Annotated in this window: 13 protein-coding genes; 1 reads left to right on the forward strand and 12 read right to left on the reverse strand. The window is 65.0% G+C overall.

Annotated elements, in window-relative coordinates:
- Positions 1–82: 82 nt before the first annotated feature.
- From SZ64_RS11265 to ccoN, 10 genes are all read right to left on the reverse strand, one after another.
- A complete protein-coding gene (locus tag SZ64_RS11265) occupies positions 83–1,396 on the reverse strand; it encodes a radical SAM protein (protein WP_054530912.1) in 1,314 nt (437 codons plus the stop codon).
- Positions 1,397–1,464: 68 nt separating this feature from the next.
- Positions 1,465–1,716 (reverse strand): hypothetical protein, encoded by a 252-nt coding sequence (locus SZ64_RS11270; protein ID WP_054530913.1) that lies wholly within the window; start codon positions 1,714–1,716, stop codon positions 1,465–1,467.
- Entirely contained in the window at positions 1,716–1,865 is a 150-nt protein-coding gene (gene ccoS, locus SZ64_RS11275) for a cbb3-type cytochrome oxidase assembly protein CcoS (RefSeq protein WP_054530914.1), read from the reverse strand. The genes SZ64_RS11270 and ccoS overlap by 1 nt, the downstream gene beginning before the upstream one ends.
- A gap of 13 nt (positions 1,866–1,878) precedes the next feature.
- Positions 1,879–3,999: a heavy metal translocating P-type ATPase gene (locus SZ64_RS11280; RefSeq protein WP_054530915.1), complete on the reverse strand. Its 2,121-nt coding sequence runs from the start codon at positions 3,997–3,999 to the stop codon at positions 1,879–1,881.
- Positions 3,996–4,478 carry a FixH family protein gene (locus SZ64_RS11285; RefSeq protein ID WP_054530916.1) on the reverse strand — a complete coding sequence of 161 codons (483 nt, stop codon included), beginning with the start codon at positions 4,476–4,478 and terminating at the stop codon, positions 3,996–3,998. The genes SZ64_RS11280 and SZ64_RS11285 overlap by 4 nt, the downstream gene beginning before the upstream one ends.
- Entirely contained in the window at positions 4,475–5,947 is a 1,473-nt protein-coding gene (ccoG, locus tag SZ64_RS11290; protein ID WP_054530917.1) for a cytochrome c oxidase accessory protein CcoG, read from the reverse strand. Before ccoG ends, SZ64_RS11285 begins: the two co-directional genes overlap by 4 nt.
- Positions 5,934–6,863 (reverse strand): cytochrome-c oxidase, cbb3-type subunit III, encoded by a 930-nt coding sequence (gene ccoP / locus SZ64_RS11295; protein ID WP_054530918.1) that lies wholly within the window; start codon positions 6,861–6,863, stop codon positions 5,934–5,936. The genes ccoG and ccoP overlap by 14 nt, the downstream gene beginning before the upstream one ends.
- Complete coding sequence (locus SZ64_RS11300) at positions 6,856–7,026, reverse strand: cbb3-type cytochrome c oxidase subunit 3 (protein ID WP_054530919.1); 171 nt, start codon at positions 7,024–7,026, stop codon at positions 6,856–6,858. Before SZ64_RS11300 ends, ccoP begins: the two co-directional genes overlap by 8 nt.
- Positions 7,023–7,772 carry a cytochrome-c oxidase, cbb3-type subunit II gene (gene ccoO / locus SZ64_RS11305; RefSeq protein ID WP_054530920.1) on the reverse strand — a complete coding sequence of 250 codons (750 nt, stop codon included), beginning with the start codon at positions 7,770–7,772 and terminating at the stop codon, positions 7,023–7,025. The genes SZ64_RS11300 and ccoO overlap by 4 nt, the downstream gene beginning before the upstream one ends.
- A 13-nt stretch (positions 7,773–7,785) precedes the next feature.
- Positions 7,786–9,438 carry a cytochrome-c oxidase, cbb3-type subunit I gene (gene ccoN, locus SZ64_RS11310; RefSeq protein WP_054530921.1) on the reverse strand — a complete coding sequence of 551 codons (1,653 nt, stop codon included), beginning with the start codon at positions 9,436–9,438 and terminating at the stop codon, positions 7,786–7,788.
- Between the two features lie 215 nt (positions 9,439–9,653).
- On the opposite strand from ccoN, the gene SZ64_RS11315 reads away from it, so the two are divergent.
- Positions 9,654–10,337 carry an OmpW family outer membrane protein gene (locus tag SZ64_RS11315; protein WP_054530922.1) on the forward strand — a complete coding sequence of 228 codons (684 nt, stop codon included), beginning with the start codon at positions 9,654–9,656 and terminating at the stop codon, positions 10,335–10,337.
- 57 nt (positions 10,338–10,394) lie between these two features.
- On the opposite strand, the gene SZ64_RS11320 is transcribed toward SZ64_RS11315, so the two are convergent.
- Both SZ64_RS11320 and SZ64_RS11325 read right to left on the reverse strand, forming a co-directional pair.
- Positions 10,395–11,090, reverse strand: a complete 696-nt coding sequence (locus SZ64_RS11320) for a Crp/Fnr family transcriptional regulator (protein WP_054530923.1) — start codon at positions 11,088–11,090, stop codon at positions 10,395–10,397.
- 138 nt (positions 11,091–11,228) lie between these two features.
- Complete coding sequence (locus SZ64_RS11325; protein WP_054530924.1) at positions 11,229–14,852, reverse strand: hydantoinase B/oxoprolinase family protein; 3,624 nt, start codon at positions 14,850–14,852, stop codon at positions 11,229–11,231.

The following is a 14,852-nucleotide window of genomic DNA, read 5'->3' on the forward strand; positions in this document are numbered from 1 at the left end:
TCCGGCCTTGGCAAGACGGTGCGAGCAGGCACGAAAAAGCGGGGCCTGCAGATGCAGACCCCGCTTTCCGGGAGAGAGGGTTTCAGACAGCCGAACTGAAGCGGCGCTGGGAATCCTGACGATAGGGATCGAAGGCCGCTGCAATGCTGCGTGCATAGGGCAGAGCCTCGCCCGCAATGGTCAGCAGACCCTCGTCATAAGTGCACAGGCCACGCTCGAAATAGGGGGCCAGAATCGGCATGGCCTCGCGCACCAGCGCGGGCGCAATCGTGGCATGGCCCTGGCACAGCAGCGCCTCGATCACCTTGCCGCGCATCTGGTCGTCAGCATCGCGAGCGATGCCTGCCGAATGGGGCAGGATGTCCTGCGAAAGCAGCATGCGATAGCGCCCGGCATTCTTCTCGTTCTGCACCAGCAATTGGGGGAAGCTGCTGATCGCCGATGCGCCCAGCCCCAGCAGGACCGGCGCCGTATCGTCAGTGAAGCCCTGGAAATTGCGGTGCAGCCTGCCGGACAGGGCCGCCTGCGCCAACGGATCGCCGGGCAGCGCGAAATGGTCGAAGCCCACCGGCTCATAGCCAAGGCCGGTCAGTTCGCGATAGCCGAACAGGGCCATGGCGAAGCGCTCGTCCTGTCCCGGCAGATTGGTCGCGTCGATCTGCTTCTGGCGCGGGATCAGATGCGGCACATGGGCATAGCCGAACAGGGCCACGCGATTGGCGCCCAGCAGCGCGGTGCGCTCCAGCGTTTCCTCAAGATCCTGCTGCGTCTGGCCCGGCAGGCCATACATCAGATCGAAATTGAGCGAGCCGACACCTGCACGGCGCAGCATGGCAGTGGCGCGTTCGATCATCTCGGCCGGCTGGACCCGCCCGATCGCTTCCTGAAGATGCGGGGCAAAGGTCTGCACGCCAAGGCTGGCATGAGTGATACCGACGCCCGCCAACACCTCGCCCCAATGGTCTTCCAGCGTGCGGGGGTCCAGCTCGATGGAAATGTCGGGTGTGGAGAGCGGGAAATGCACCACCAGCGCGTCCATCAGCCGGACGAAATCGGTGGGCGCAATCGCATTGGGACTGCCGCCGCCAAAGGCGATGCGGCGCACCTTCGCCCCGCGCGGCAGGCGCGATCCGACCAGTTCTATCTCGCGGTGCAGTGCCTCAAGATAGCTGGCCAGCCGGTGCTTCTTGTTGGCGGCCCCGGTGTTGCACCCGCAATACCAGCAAATCTTCTCGCAATAGGGGATATGCAGATAGAGCGAGACATCGCCGGTCGCAGCTTCCAGCGCGGCGCCATATTCCTTCGCGCCTGTGCCGGGCTTGAACTCGGCGGCGGTGGGGAAGCTCGTATAACGCGGCACGGGCCGCGAGAGCAGATCGGGATAATAAGGCCACATGAGAGCCTGTAGAGCAGGCTGGTGGCCTTTCCGCATTGCGGTGGGTCAAAGAAGAAAAAAGGCGCGCCCTATTCGCCGTCAGGCTCTCCGGGCAGGCCTGAGCCGTCGGCGGCGCCCTTGCGCTTCTTGTCGGTGGAATGGCAGCCCTTGGCGCAGCAGGCCGCGCCCTGTGTGCCCGGCAGGGGATTGCCCAGCGGCACCGAAATCGACGCCCCGCTGCACAGGGTCATCAGCAGGGCTTCACCGCGCAGCATGAGCGAGGGATTCGCTGCGGCCGGAACCAGCGCGATCACGGCAAAGGCCTGTGTCAGCGGACCCATCAGCTATCCTCCTCATCGTCGATCAGAATGCGGTTGGCCGCGCCGTCCATATCCTCGAACTGGCCACTTTTCATCGACCAGAAGAACGCTGCCAGCCCGCCCAGCCCCAACAGCAGGGCCACGGGGATCAGGAAGGCGATCACATTCATGCCGCTGCCCCTCTCACCGTGCCGAGCGCGCAAGGCGCAGCGAATTGGCGACCACCACCAGCGAACTGGTAGACATGGCCAAGGCCGCGATCATCGGCGTGACGAAGCCAGCAATCGCCAGCGGTACGGCCAGCATATTGTAGCCGACGGCCAGCGCGAAATTCTGCTTCACCACCCGCATGGTGGAACGCGCCACCTTTACCGAGCGCGGCAGGGCCATCAGCGAATCCTGCACGAAGACGAGGTCCGATGCCTGCAGCCCCACATCGCTGGCCGAGCCAGGGGCAATGGAACTGTCCGCCTTGGCCAGAGCCGGGCCATCGTTCAGCCCGTCGCCCACCATCAGCACGTTGCGGCCGGCGCCCTGCAGGCGGCGGATGAGATCCTGCTTGTCCTGCGGCGAAGCCTCTGCCTGAGCGAACAGGCCGGTCTCGCGCGCGACCTGGGCGACCGATTCCGTGTGATCGCCGGAGATGATCGAGGCTTCCACCCCCATCTTCGCCAGCCGGGTCAGCGCCTCGTTGGTTTCGGGGCGAAGACGGTCGGCAAAGGGGATGAGCCATGTCGGGCGGCCCGCAATCTCCAGCGTCACGGCAATGCCGCTGGCGCCTTCGGGGCGGCGCAGGGCAACCTTGCTGCCCTGATAGGTGGCGAACACGCCTTCACCGGGGCGTTCCTCAACGCCGTCCAGTTCCACGGCGCGAATGCCGCGGGCGGTCAGCGCGCCGGCCAGCGCTTTGGAAATCGGATGGCGGCTATGCGAGGCAAGCGACAGGGCAACAGCCGCCGCATCGGCGGGCAGATTGGCCAGCACTGCCGGATCGGGCACCGGGCGGCCGAGCGTGAGCGTGCCGGTCTTGTCCAGCAGGGCGCGGTCAGCCTTTGCCAGGCGTTCGAGCGCGGAACCGTCCTTCACCATGATCCCGGCCCGCATCAGCGCGCCGCTGGCCACTACCTGCGCTACAGGCACGGCAAGGCCCAGCGCGCAAGGGCAGGTGATAATCAGCACGGAAATGGCAATGACGAGCGATTGATACCAGCCCGCCCCGGCAATCATCCAGCCGATGAAAGTCAGCGCCGCTAGCGTGTGGACCGCAGGGGCATAAAGCCGCGCCGCACGGTCCGCGATGCGGACATATTTGGAACGGTCCTGTGCGGCGGCTTCCATCAGCCGGGCGATTTCCGCCAGCGTGGTGTCTTGCCCGATGGCCAGCACGCGCACGTCCACTGGCGCATCGAGATTGAGCGTACCCGCCAGCACGCGATCCCCGGCCGCGCCGGGCACGGGCGCGCTTTCGCCCGTAAGCAGCGACTGGTCGAACCGGCTGCCGCCCGAGACGATCTCCCCATCGGCGGCCAGCCTTTCGCCCGCCGCCACGCGCATCACCATACCGGCGGCCAGATCATCGGCCTTCCGCCATTCGACAGTGCCGTCTGCCGCCACGACCATGGCGCCCTGCGCCGCATGGCTGAGCAGCGCATCCACGCCGGTGCGCGCGCGGTCGCGCATCATCGCATCCAGCACGCGGCCCGCCAGCAGGAAGGCCAGCAGCATCAGCGCGCCGTCGAACCAGGCATCGTGCCCGCCGGTTACGGTCTCGTAGAAGCTCAGCGCGGTGGCCAGGATCACGCCGATGGAAATCGGCACGTCCATGTTCGTCCGCCCGCGCCGCAGCACGCCCCAGGCCGATTTGAAGAAGGGCATGCCGCCATAGAGGATCGCCGGAATGGCGATGGCAGCCGAAATCCAGTGGAACATAGTGCGGGTGGGGCCATCGGCCCCCGACCAGACGCTGACCGAAAGCAGCATCACATTCATGCAGGCAAAGGCCGAAACCGCCAGCGGCGCCAACAGCGGCTTCACGGCCGATTGCGTGCGGGCCAGTGCGCCCTTGCGCGGTTCCGCCTCAAACCCGATGCGGTCCAGTTCCTCCACCAGATCGCGTGGGCGCACTGATGCATCATGCGCGATGGTGACCTGCCGGGCGGAGAGGTTCACGCGCGCCGAAACGATGCCGGGGCGCCCTTCCAGCCCGCGCTCGATCTTGGACATGCAGCCCGCGCAATGCATGCCGGGAACGGCAAGCACTGTCTGGACCGCATCGTCCCGATCATGGCGGGCCAGAGCCGTCACCGCAGTTCTTCTTCCGCGCGCCAGCTGGCACTGCCGGAATGGGCCGCCAGCCGCAGGGTCCAGCGCCCGGCAGGCAGGGGCTGGGCCGAGACGAAGGTGCCGTCCGCCTGACGGGCGAAGCTCATCTGCACATCGTCCAGCCTGCCCAACGGATGGCGGGCTTCGGCTTCAAGCACGGCATCCTGCGGTGCCCCCTGTAGCGCAATCGCTACGCGCCCGTCAGCCAGGCGGCTGGCCTCGGCCTTCCAGCCGAGTTCCTTCGACTGTTCGGCCTGATCCAGCCAGCCGTTGAATTCCTGACTGGCGACATAGGAGTTTTCGACCACCACCCCGCCGAATGTGGAAGTGGCGAACCGCGCCATCACCACATTGACGGTGCCGACCGTGCCGAAGAAGGCCACCAGGATCGCCGCGGCGTGCCAGCCGGTGAAGCGGGCGACCTTGCGGGTTTCAGCCTGCTGGGAAGAAGTTCCGTTCATTCCTCTGCTCCCGGTGCTTCGAAGTTCGTAACGCCGCTGTCGCTTTCGCCCGCTTCGTCAAGCGAGCGCAGGGTGAAGGTGAACTTCTGGCTCCTCGCGCCATCCGGCATGACGACATAGGCACGCATCGTGTCGATCTCGTCGGCGGGAACCTCGCGCACGATCTTGCGGGCGGCTGCTTCGCGCGGCATGTCCTCGCTCCACATCACCGCGCCGGGCAAGCCCTCGATCGCCACTTCCATCTTGCGCGGACGGCTTTCCATATTGCGCAGCTTCAGGGTGTAGGCATTGCGGACCGAACCGTCGCTCATCAGCATGAAGGGCGGGTTGCGATCCTGCGCGATGGTGATGTCGGTATGGTTGCGGGTGCCGAGCGCGAACAGCAGGCCAAGGCCGAGCATGCCCCAAACACCCAGATAGATCAGCGTGCGCAAATGCAGGATCGTCTTCCACACGGGGCGCGGCGTCTCGCCGGCGGCCTCGCGCGTATTATCCTCCAGCGTGGCATAGTCGATCAGCCCGCGCGGGCGGCCCACTTCGCGCATCACGCGGTCGCAGGCGTCGATGCAAAGCCCGCAGGTAATGCAGGCGATGTCCGGCCCGTTGCGGATGTCATAGCCCGTGGGGCAGACGGCCACGCACTGGTTACAGTCAATGCAGTCGCCGAATTCGCCGGGGTTCTTTTCCGCCTTCTTCAGGCTGCCGCGTTTTTCACCGCGCCAGTCCTTGTAAGTGACGATCAGCGATTTCTCGTCCAGCATCGCGGTCTGGATGCGGGGCCAGGGGCACATATAGATGCACACCTGTTCGCGCGCGAAACCGCCCAGCAGGAAAGTGGTGGCCGTCAGCACCGCCACGGTCGCATAGGCGATGGGCGCGGCCTGCCCGGTCCAGAAATCGTGGGTCAGCGTGGGCGCATCCGCGAAATACATGATCCACGCGCCGCCGGTCCAGAAACTGATGGCGAGGTAGATCGAATATTTCAGCGTGCGCTTGAAGATCTTGGCCGGCCCCCAGGGCGCCTTGGCCAGCCGCGCCTGTGCGTTGCGGTCCCCGTCGATGAAGCGGTCGACATGCTGGAACACGTCGGTCCACACGGTCTGCGGGCAGCTATAGCCGCACCATGCGCGGCCCACGGCACTGGTCACCAGGAACAGGCCGATACCCGCCATGATGAGCAGGCCCGCCACGAAATAGAATTCATGCGGCCAGATCTCGATGCCGAACATGTAGAAACGGCGATGGGCGAGATCGACCAGCACTGCCTGATCCGGGGCATAAGGCCCGCGATCCCAGCGCAGCCAGGGGGTTCCGTAATAGATCGTCAGAGTGACGAACATCACGAACCATTTGAAGCGGCGGAAGGGGCCGTCGATCTTTTGCGGATAGACGGCCTTCCGCTTTTCGTAGAGCTTCTCCGGCCCCGGGACGTGCGATCCCGGGACCGTTATTCTGTCAGGGTTGTTCATTGGTCTGTTCCGCCGGGGTTGCGGGGGCAGCAGGCGCAGCCGCCTGCTCGGTGAAATCTTCGCCCCCTCCCAGCGAATGTACATATGCCGCCAGCATCTTGATCGTCACGGGGTCCAGTCGGGTTCCCCATGCCGGCATGACGCCTGCGTGTGCGTTCGTGACGCTGGCGATCACGTCCTTGCGGGCGCCGCCATACAGCCAGATCGCGTCGGTCAGGTTCGGCGCGCCAAATTCGCGCATCCCCTTGCCGTCAGGCCCATGGCAGACGGCACAGTTTTCCTGGAACAGCTGCGCCCCCGCCGCACTGTCCTTGCCCTTGCCCGAAAGCGCGAGCACATGGCTGGCCACGGCGCTGATCTGGCCGCCGGTCAGGATGCCGTCACGGCCGAAGCTGGGCATCTGGCTGAAGCGGGTCTGATCGTCGCCCGGCTGACGGATGCCGTGGATCAGCGTGGTCTCAATCGCCTTCAGGTCGCCGCCCCACAGCCAGTCATCGTCATTGAGGTTGGGATAGCCCTTCCCCCCTGCCGCGCCCGAACCGTGGCACTGGACGCAATTGACCTTGAAGGCCGCGCGCCCGCCGGCAACGGCGGCACGCATCAGCTCGGGATTGCCGGGCAATTGCTCGATCGGCATGTTGGCCAGTGCAGCCACGCTGGCAGCGCGTTCTTTCTCCTGCGCTTCCATTTCCGCGGCGAGCTGGCCGCGGCTGGTCCAGCCGAGCATCCCCTGCGTGGCGCTGGAGATCATCGGCCAGGCCGGATAGGCCACGCTGTAGACAAGCGCCCAGAAGATGCAGACGTAGAAGGTCAGCACCCACCAGCGCGGCAGCGGGTTGTTGAGCTCTTCGATGCCGTCCCATTCGTGCCCGACGGTTTCGACGCCGGTTGCCTCGTCGATTCTCTTGTCAGTCATCGCTATCGTCCTTGAAGATCGCTTCGGCGGCTTCCTGATTTTGGCCCCTCGAGCCAGGCCGGAACGGCCACAGGCACAGCCCAACGAACACCACCATCATCGCCATCAGGCCCCAGCTGTCGGCGATGTGGCGGAGGTTGTCGTAGATCGAATGGCCGCTCATCGGCCCTTCTCCTTGGCCAGGTCTTCCTGTGCGGCCGCGCTGTTCACGTCCACCAAGGTACCGAGCATCTGGAGATAGGCGACCAGCGCATCCATTTCGGTCAGCCGCTGCGGATTGCCGTCATAATCGCGGATCTGCGCCTTGGGATAGCGCGTGGCGAGATCGCCGGCATCGGCATCGGGATTGGCCTGGGCCAGCAGATCGGCCTTGGCGCGTTCAATGTCGGCCTTGGTATAAGGCACGCCGACATCCTTGAGCGCGACAAGCCGCGCCGCCGGATCGCCGATCTCGAGATCGCGATCCGCCAGGAACGAATAGGGCGGCATCACGCTTTCGGGAACCACTGCGCGCGGATCCTTCAGGTGCTGCACGTGCCATTCGTCCGAATAGCGGCCGCCCACGCGGGCCAGATCCGGCCCGGTGCGCTTGGAGCCCCACTGGAACGGGTGATCGTACATGCTTTCCGCGGCGAGGCTGTAATGGCCGTAGCGTTCGACCTCGTCACGGAAGGGGCGGATCATCTGGCTGTGGCAGACATAGCAGCCTTCGCGCACATAGATGTCGCGCCCCGCCTGTTCGAGCGGCGTGTAGGGACGCATCCCCTTCACCTTCTCGATCGTGTTGTCGATCCAGAACAGCGGAGCGATTTCCACGATGCCGCCAATGATCACCGCGACGAAGGCGAACACGCCCAGCAGGGTGACGTTGCGTTCCAGCTTCTTGTGATGCTGAGTCAGGCTTACCATTGCTTTTCCCTCCTCACTCGGCCGGAACAGGGGCCGCCGGACGGTCGGCCTCTTCATTGTATGCAGCGGTGCTCATCGGAGCTTCCTGACGCTGATGCCCCAGGATGGTGCGCCACACATTGATCACCAGCAAAACGGCACCGCTGAGATAGAGCAGACCACCGAAGGCACGGGCCAGATAATCCCAGTGAAGGGCGGCAACCGTATCGGCGAAGCTGTTCACCAGATAACCGTCGGCACCGTATTCACGCCACATCAGGCCCTGGGTGACACCGGCCACCCACATGCTGGCGGCGTAGAACACGATCCCCAGCGTCGCGAGCCAGAAGTGCCAGTTGACCATGCGGATCGAATAGAGCCGTTCACGTTTCCACAGGCGCGGGACCAGGAAGTAGATCGCCGCGAAGGTGATCATCCCGTTCCAGCCCAGCGCACCCGAGTGCACGTGGCCGATGGTCCAGTCCGTATAGTGGCTGAGCGAGTTCACGCTCTTGATCGACATCATCGGGCCTTCGAAAGTGCTCATGCCGTAGAAGGCCAGGCTGAGCACGAACATGCGCATGATCGGATCGGTGCGGACCTTGTCCCATGCGCCATTCAGCGTCATCAGACCGTTGATCATGCCGCCCCAGCTGGGCATCCACAGCATGATCGAGAAGACCATGCCCAGCGTCTGCGCCCAGTCGGGCAGCGCCGTATAGTGCAGGTGGTGCGGACCGGCCCAGATGTAGAGGAAGATCAGCGCCCAGAAGTGGATGATCGACAGGCGATAGCTGTAGATCGGGCGTTCGGCCTGCTTGGGCACGAAGTAGTACATCATGGCCAGGAAGCCGGCGGTCAGGAAGAAGCCCACCGCATTGTGGCCATACCACCACTGCACCAGCGCGCCCTGCACCCCGCCGAAGAACGGATAGCTCTTCGAACCGAGGAAGCTGACTGGGATGTCCACATTGTTGACCAGGTGGAGCATCGCGACAGTGATGATGAAGCTGAGGTAGAACCAGTTGGCCACATAGATATGCGGCTCTTTACGCTTCAGGATCGTGCCGACGAAGACGATGAGATAGGCCACCCACACGATGGTGAGCCACCAGTCCACGTACCATTCCGGCTCGGCATATTCCTTCGACTGGGTGATGCCCATCAGATAGCCGGTCGCGGCCAGAACGATGAACAGCTGATAGCCCCAGAAGACAAAGCGGGCGAGGCCGGGAAAGGCCAGGCGCGCGCGGCAGGTGCGCTGCACGACATAGAAGCTCGTGGCGATCAGCGCATTGCCGCCGAAGGCAAAGATCACGGCGGAGGTGTGAAGCGGACGCAGGCGCCCGAAATTAAGGAACGGCTCCAGATTAAGGAGCGGATAGGCCAGCTGCAGGGCAATGAACAACCCTGCCGTAAAACCTGCCATCCCCCAGAACACCGTCGCGATCACGCCCCAGCGAATGGGATCGTCATCGTAACGCGATTCGTCGGGTGTCCTGAGAATCCCCTTGGCGATCGCGGCGTAGTCCGCCTTGTTCACGCTCACCACCAGCCCGATCAGGGCGGCAATGGCGACGATCGTCATGTGGACGGCGAAGCCGCTGTCCTGAGCGCCGGCTACGGCGATCACGGCCAGCAAGAGGATCGCGAGCCAGATGCCCGCGCCTGATACCACCTTTACCATGAGACGTTACCTCCAGTCCGGAGCGGCCTTTGCCCCTCGCGCGTCTGCGCCACATTGATCGCCGTCAAATCACCATGCCTCAAGGGCCAATTGGCGTTTTTGCCCATTTTGCGCCGGATCAATGTTTTGCCGGCGGCACGGTGGGAAGGGAGCATCGCGCTGCAAAAATCCTTGGCCGCACAGGGTGGCCGCTGCGGCGCGAGGGAAATGACACGATGCGTATGATGACCGCCGCCGTGGCCCTGGCAACGGCATTCGCCCTGTCGGTTCCGGCTCACGCCGAAGACGGCGCCAGCGGCGACAAGGGCAAGTGGCAGTTCAAGCTGCTTGGCACTGCCGTGCTCGCCGATGGCAAGCTGACCGAAGTGAACAACGACCTTGTCGGCCTTCCCGGTACGCTCGAAACCAAAGCCAACGACAATTACGTGCCCACCGTGGCGATCGAATATTTCTTCACCGACAATATCTCGGTGGAAACGATCTGCTGCGTCACTCAGCACGATGTCGATGCCACCGCCGGCCTTCCGGGCGCAGAACTGGTCAGCGATGCCAAGATCATTCCCGCCACCTTCACCCTGAAGTACCATCTCGATGCCGGCCCGATTAAGCCCTATATCGGCGCGGGTCCGACCTACTTCATCTTCATCGACGAAAAGCCTGGCGCCGACGCAGTCACTCTTGGCGCCAACGGGTTTAAGCTGAATGACAAGTTCGGCGTTGCCCTGCAGGCCGGTGTGGATATTCCGCTGGGCGATGGCGGCATGTCGCTCGCCCTCGATGCCAAGAAGTATTTCCTCAACACTTCGGCCCACTGGTATGTCGACGGCACTGAAGTGATCGCGACCCGCCATGCGCTCGACCCTTGGGTGCTGAGCGCGGGCATGGGCTTCCGCTTCTAGGCAGGTCCACACCACCCTTCCTCTCCGAAAGGAAGAGGAAGGGCCGGGCATCGGGGGTCAGCCCGCCCTTGCCTCTAGCGCCGCGCGGTCAAGGATCGTAACCGCGCGGCGCGACGGCAGATCGACGATCCCATCCTTCTTGAGACGCGTGAACTGGCGGCTGACGGTTTCGATCGTCAGGCCCAGAAGATCCGCGACCTGCTGGCGCGAGAAGGGCAGTTCGAATTCGTTCAGCATTTCGTCCGGATCTTCGCAGCCCGGTTCGGAAAGGCGTTCCGACATGTCGAGCAGGAAGGTCGCCAGCTTTTCTTCCGCATTCTTGCGGCCCAGCAGCAGCATCCAGCGCCGCGTGCGGTCCAGCTCCGAAAGGGTGCGCTTCAGCAGCTTGTGTTCCAGCGCCGGATGGTCATGCGCGAAGCTGTCAAAATCGGCGCGCGAGAACACGCAGACATTGGCTTCCGTCAGCGCGGTGACTGAATGGCGGGTAGTGGTGCCGAAGGGGCGGCCGATGAAATCCGAGGGATAGACCACGCCAACGATCTGTTCGCGCCCGTCTTCCGTGCCGGTGGAAAGCTTCAGCACGCCTTCGATCACATTGGCGACCAGCAGCGAATCGTCACCTTCCCAGATCAGCGATTCCCCGGCTTCCAGCTTGCGGCGGCGGCCGATCGAATTGAGCGCGGAAACCTCATTCGCGTCAAGCGCGGCGCAAATTGCCCGGTTGCGCACCACACATGTATCGCAAAAGCCCATAGGGCCGCTTACCAATGGCTGCGCCCCACGACAACAATTCAATGCCAAACCGCTGATCCGGAACGGGAAACAGGATCAATTTCATCATAGCTGGCCATGGCGGGCGGCCATCTGCCCGAGTCTGGCGCCGCCGCGCCGTCAGCCCCCGTCAGGCGCCCCGAAACCGCCGCCACCCGGCGTTTCGATCAGGAAGGCGTCCCCCGGTTCCATTGCGACCGTGGCCGATGGGCCGAGCGTTTCGACGCTGCCATCCGCCCGGATCACGCGATTCGATCCCGGCAGGCCATCGCCGCCGCCCGCCAGCCCGAAAGGCGCGGTGAGCCGCCGGCCGGAGAGAATCCCCGCCGTCATCGCTTCCAGAAAGCGCAGGCGGCGAACCGCGCCATTGCCGCCCATCTGCGCGCCCGCGCCGCCCGATCCGCGCCGGATGGAAAATTCTTCCAGCAGGACGGGGAAATTGCCCTCCAGCACTTCCGGGTCGGTCAGGCGGCTGTTGGTCATATGCGTCTGGATCGCATCGGCGCCCGGAAAATCCGCCCCGGCGCCGGAACCGCCCGCGATGGTCTCGTAATATTGGTAGCGGGCATTGCCGAAGGTGAAATTGTTCATCGTGCCCTGCGCCGCCGCCATGGCCCCCAGCGCCCCGAAGATCGCATCGGTGACGATCTGGCTCGTCTCCACATTGCCCGCCACAACCGCCGCCGGATGGCGCGGATTGAGCATGCTGCCTTCGGGCACGATCAGGCGCAACGGCCGCAGGCAACCTTCGTTCATCGGCACTGCATCGTCGATCAGCGTGCGCACGGCATAAAGCACCGCAGCCCGCACCACCGGCAGGGGCGCATTGAAATTATCGGCAAGCTGGGCAGACGATCCGGTAAAGTCGATCACCGCTTCGCGCGCGGCGCGGTCGATCCGCACTGCCACCTGCACCTGCCCGCCATTGTCCATCGGCGCGATGAAGCTGCCATCCTTCAGGCGAAGCAACAGCGCGCGCACTGCGTCCTCGGCCTGCTGCTGGACATGGCCCATATAGGCATCCACCGCCGCGCGGGATTGTTCGCCCGCCACGCGGCGCAATTCCGCCGCGCCCTTGGCACAGGCGGCGATCTGGGCCTTGAGGTCTTCCAGATTGCGCCCCGGATTGCGGGCGGGCCAGCGGCCAGAGGCAAGCAGCGCGCGCATTTCCGCATCGCACAGTCGGCCCCGGTCCACCAGCAGCACATTGTCGAGCAGAATGCCCTCTTCCTCTACCGAGCGGCTGCCCGGCGGCATGGAACCCGGCGCGATCCCGCCAATATCGGCATGGTGCCCGCGCGCGGCGACATACCAGGCAGGCTGCGTATCCCCGGCATCGGCGAAGACCGGCATCACCACGGTAATATCCGGCAGATGGGTTCCGCCTTCATAGGGGGCGTTCAGCGCATAGGCATCGCCCGGCAGAATGCCGCGCCCGTCGCGTCCATCCGCACGGTGGCGGATAATGGTGCGGACACTTTCCCCCATGGAGCCGAGATGCACCGGCATATGCGGGGCATTCGCCACCAGATCGCCGCGCCGGTCAAAGATCGCGCAGGAAAAATCGAGCCGCTCGCGGATGTTCACCGAACTGGCCGCACCCTGCAGCGCGGCGCCCATTTCCTCCGCAATGGCCATGAACAGGGCGCCCATGATTTCCAGCCGGACGGGATCGGGCGCTTCGCCTTTCTCCACCCGCGTGGCCATGGCCCTGCCCGCCTCGCGCCGCAGGATCAGATTACCCAGCGGGTCGATCCGCCCGCCCCAGCCCGGTTCGATCACGATGGTCGACACATCGTCCACCACCAGAGCCGGGCCGCTGGCCTGCCAGCCCGCCGCCAGCCCTTCACGGCGATAGAGCGGCGCATCGTGGAACTGCCCGCCCGAATAAAGCCGGACGATTTCCAGCGGCGGTTCCGATGCCGGCGGCAGCGCTGCGGCAACCGCAGGCGCGTCGCCCGCCGCGATCGCTTCCACCCGCAGGTTCTCCGCAATCGGCGTACCTTCGAAGGCGAAGCCGAACCGGGCGTGGAAAGCATCGGCAAAGGCCGCGCGCATTGCGTCCGCCGGGCCGAAGGGCACTTCCACCATGCTTTCGCTGCCGGGCGGACGCAGGAACAGGCTTGCCTCCTGCCGGATGGCGGCCCCAGCCGCACCCCCTGCCCCACCGCCACATTGGGCGGCCAGTTCCGCCTCGGCCTCTGCCCCATGGGCGGCAACCGCAGCAGCAATGGCAGCCATGCTCCCATCGTCCAGCGGAAGGGCCAGTGTCGCCTCACGCAGCACGCGCCGGTCGGCCAGGCCCATGCCATAGGCGGAAAGCACGCTGGCCAGCGGGTGGCACATCACTTCGCCAATGCCCAGCGCATCGGCCACCAGGCAGGCATGCTGCCCGCCCGCACCGCCGAAGCTGGCCAGCGTGGCACTGGTCACATCATGCCCGCGCCGCAGCGAAATGGTCTTGATCGCATTGGCCATGTTGGCCACCGCGATGGACAGGAAACCTTCGGCTGCCGCTTCGGGAGTATAGTCCTGCCCCGTCGCTGCCTTCACCTGTGCCACCAGTTCCGCGAACTTGCCGCGCACCGCGCCATCGTCCAGCGGCCGGTTGCCTTCCGGGCCGAAAACATGCGGGAAATGGCCGGGCTGCAGCTTGCCCAGCAGCAGGTTGCAATCGGTCACCGCCAGCGGCCCGCCGCGCCGGTAACAGGCCGGGCCGGGCACGGCGCCCGCGCTTTCCGGCCCGACCTGAAAGCGCACCCCGTCGAATGAGCAGACGGACCCGCCCCCTGCCGCCACGGTGTGGATGCGCATCATCGGCGTGCGGATGCGGGCGCCTGCGATGCGGGTTTCGCTGTCACGCTCATAAGTGCCGGAAAACCAAGAGACATCGGTGGAAGTGCCGCCCATGTCGAAGCCGATTACGCGGGCGATACCGGCCTCTTGCGCAGTGGCGGCCATGCCCACGATGCCGCCCGCCGGGCCGGACAGGATCGCATCCTTGCCGCGAAACCCCGCGCCATTGGCCAGCCCCCCGCCCGATTGCATGTAGAGCGTGGACACATCCGGCCCCAGCAGCCGTTCCAGCGTGCCGACATAGGCCTGGAGCACGGGGGAGAGATAGGCATCGGCAACCGATGTCTCCCCCCGGGCAATCAGCTTCACCAGCGGAGCGACCTCGTGGCTGGGCGAGATTTGCGTAAAGCCGATCTCGCGCGCGATCTGGGCCACGCGGCTTTCATGGGCCGTGAACTTCCAGCCATGCATCAGCACGATGGCCACTGCGCGGAAGCCTTGATCATAGGCGGCCTGAAGGGCGGCGCGGGCGGCATCCTCGTCCAGCGGGGCAAGCACTTCGCCCTTGGCCGTCACCCGTTCGGCAATCTCCACCACATCGGCATGGAGCGGCGGATCGCGGCGGATGTGGCGGGCAAAGATTTCCGGGCGTTCCTGCGTGCCGATGGTCAGCGCATCGCCCAGCCCCTGCGTGATCGCCAGCAGCACCGGCTCGCCCTTGCGTTCCAGCAGGGCATTGGTGGCAACTGTGGTGCCCAGCCGCAATTCCGCTGGCGGCAACGGGCCTTCGCCCACGCCGGTGAGGCGGCGCATCGCCTCCACCGCAGCATCTTCATAGCGGCCGGGATCTTCCGACAGCAGCTTGGCACGGTGCAGCGCGCCATCGGGCGCCAGCGCCACGACGTCGGTAAAAGTCCCGCCCCTGTCGACCCAGAATCGCCAGCCCAT

The organism is Erythrobacter sp. SG61-1L, assembly GCF_001305965.1.
Taxonomy (GTDB): Bacteria; Pseudomonadota; Alphaproteobacteria; order Sphingomonadales; family Sphingomonadaceae; genus Andeanibacterium.

Excerpts from the sequence above, each read along its gene's own strand:
- ccoO (WP_054530920.1), bottom strand. The coding sequence starts at position 7,772 with ATGGTAAGCCTGACTCAGCATCACAAGAAGCTGGAACGCAACGTCACC.
- ccoP (WP_054530918.1), bottom strand. The coding sequence starts at position 6,863 with ATGACTGACAAGAGAATCGACGAGGCAACCGGCGTCGAAACCGTCGGG.
- SZ64_RS11300 (WP_054530919.1), bottom strand. The coding sequence starts at position 7,026 with ATGAGCGGCCATTCGATCTACGACAACCTCCGCCACATCGCCGACAGC.
- ccoG (WP_054530917.1), bottom strand. The coding sequence starts at position 5,947 with ATGAACAACCCTGACAGAATAACGGTCCCGGGATCGCACGTCCCGGGG.
- SZ64_RS11325 (WP_054530924.1), bottom strand. The coding sequence starts at position 14,852 with ATGGGCTGGCGATTCTGGGTCGACAGGGGCGGGACTTTTACCGACGTC.
- ccoN (WP_054530921.1), bottom strand. The coding sequence starts at position 9,438 with ATGGTAAAGGTGGTATCAGGCGCGGGCATCTGGCTCGCGATCCTCTTG.
- SZ64_RS11320 (WP_054530923.1), bottom strand. The coding sequence starts at position 11,090 with ATGGGCTTTTGCGATACATGTGTGGTGCGCAACCGGGCAATTTGCGCC.
- SZ64_RS11315 (WP_054530922.1), top strand. The coding sequence starts at position 9,654 with ATGCGTATGATGACCGCCGCCGTGGCCCTGGCAACGGCATTCGCCCTG.
- SZ64_RS11265 (WP_054530912.1), bottom strand. The coding sequence starts at position 1,396 with ATGTGGCCTTATTATCCCGATCTGCTCTCGCGGCCCGTGCCGCGTTAT.
- SZ64_RS11285 (WP_054530916.1), bottom strand. The coding sequence starts at position 4,478 with ATGAACGGAACTTCTTCCCAGCAGGCTGAAACCCGCAAGGTCGCCCGC.
- SZ64_RS11270 (WP_054530913.1), bottom strand. The coding sequence starts at position 1,716 with ATGGGTCCGCTGACACAGGCCTTTGCCGTGATCGCGCTGGTTCCGGCC.
- ccoS (WP_054530914.1), bottom strand. The coding sequence starts at position 1,865 with ATGAATGTGATCGCCTTCCTGATCCCCGTGGCCCTGCTGTTGGGGCTG.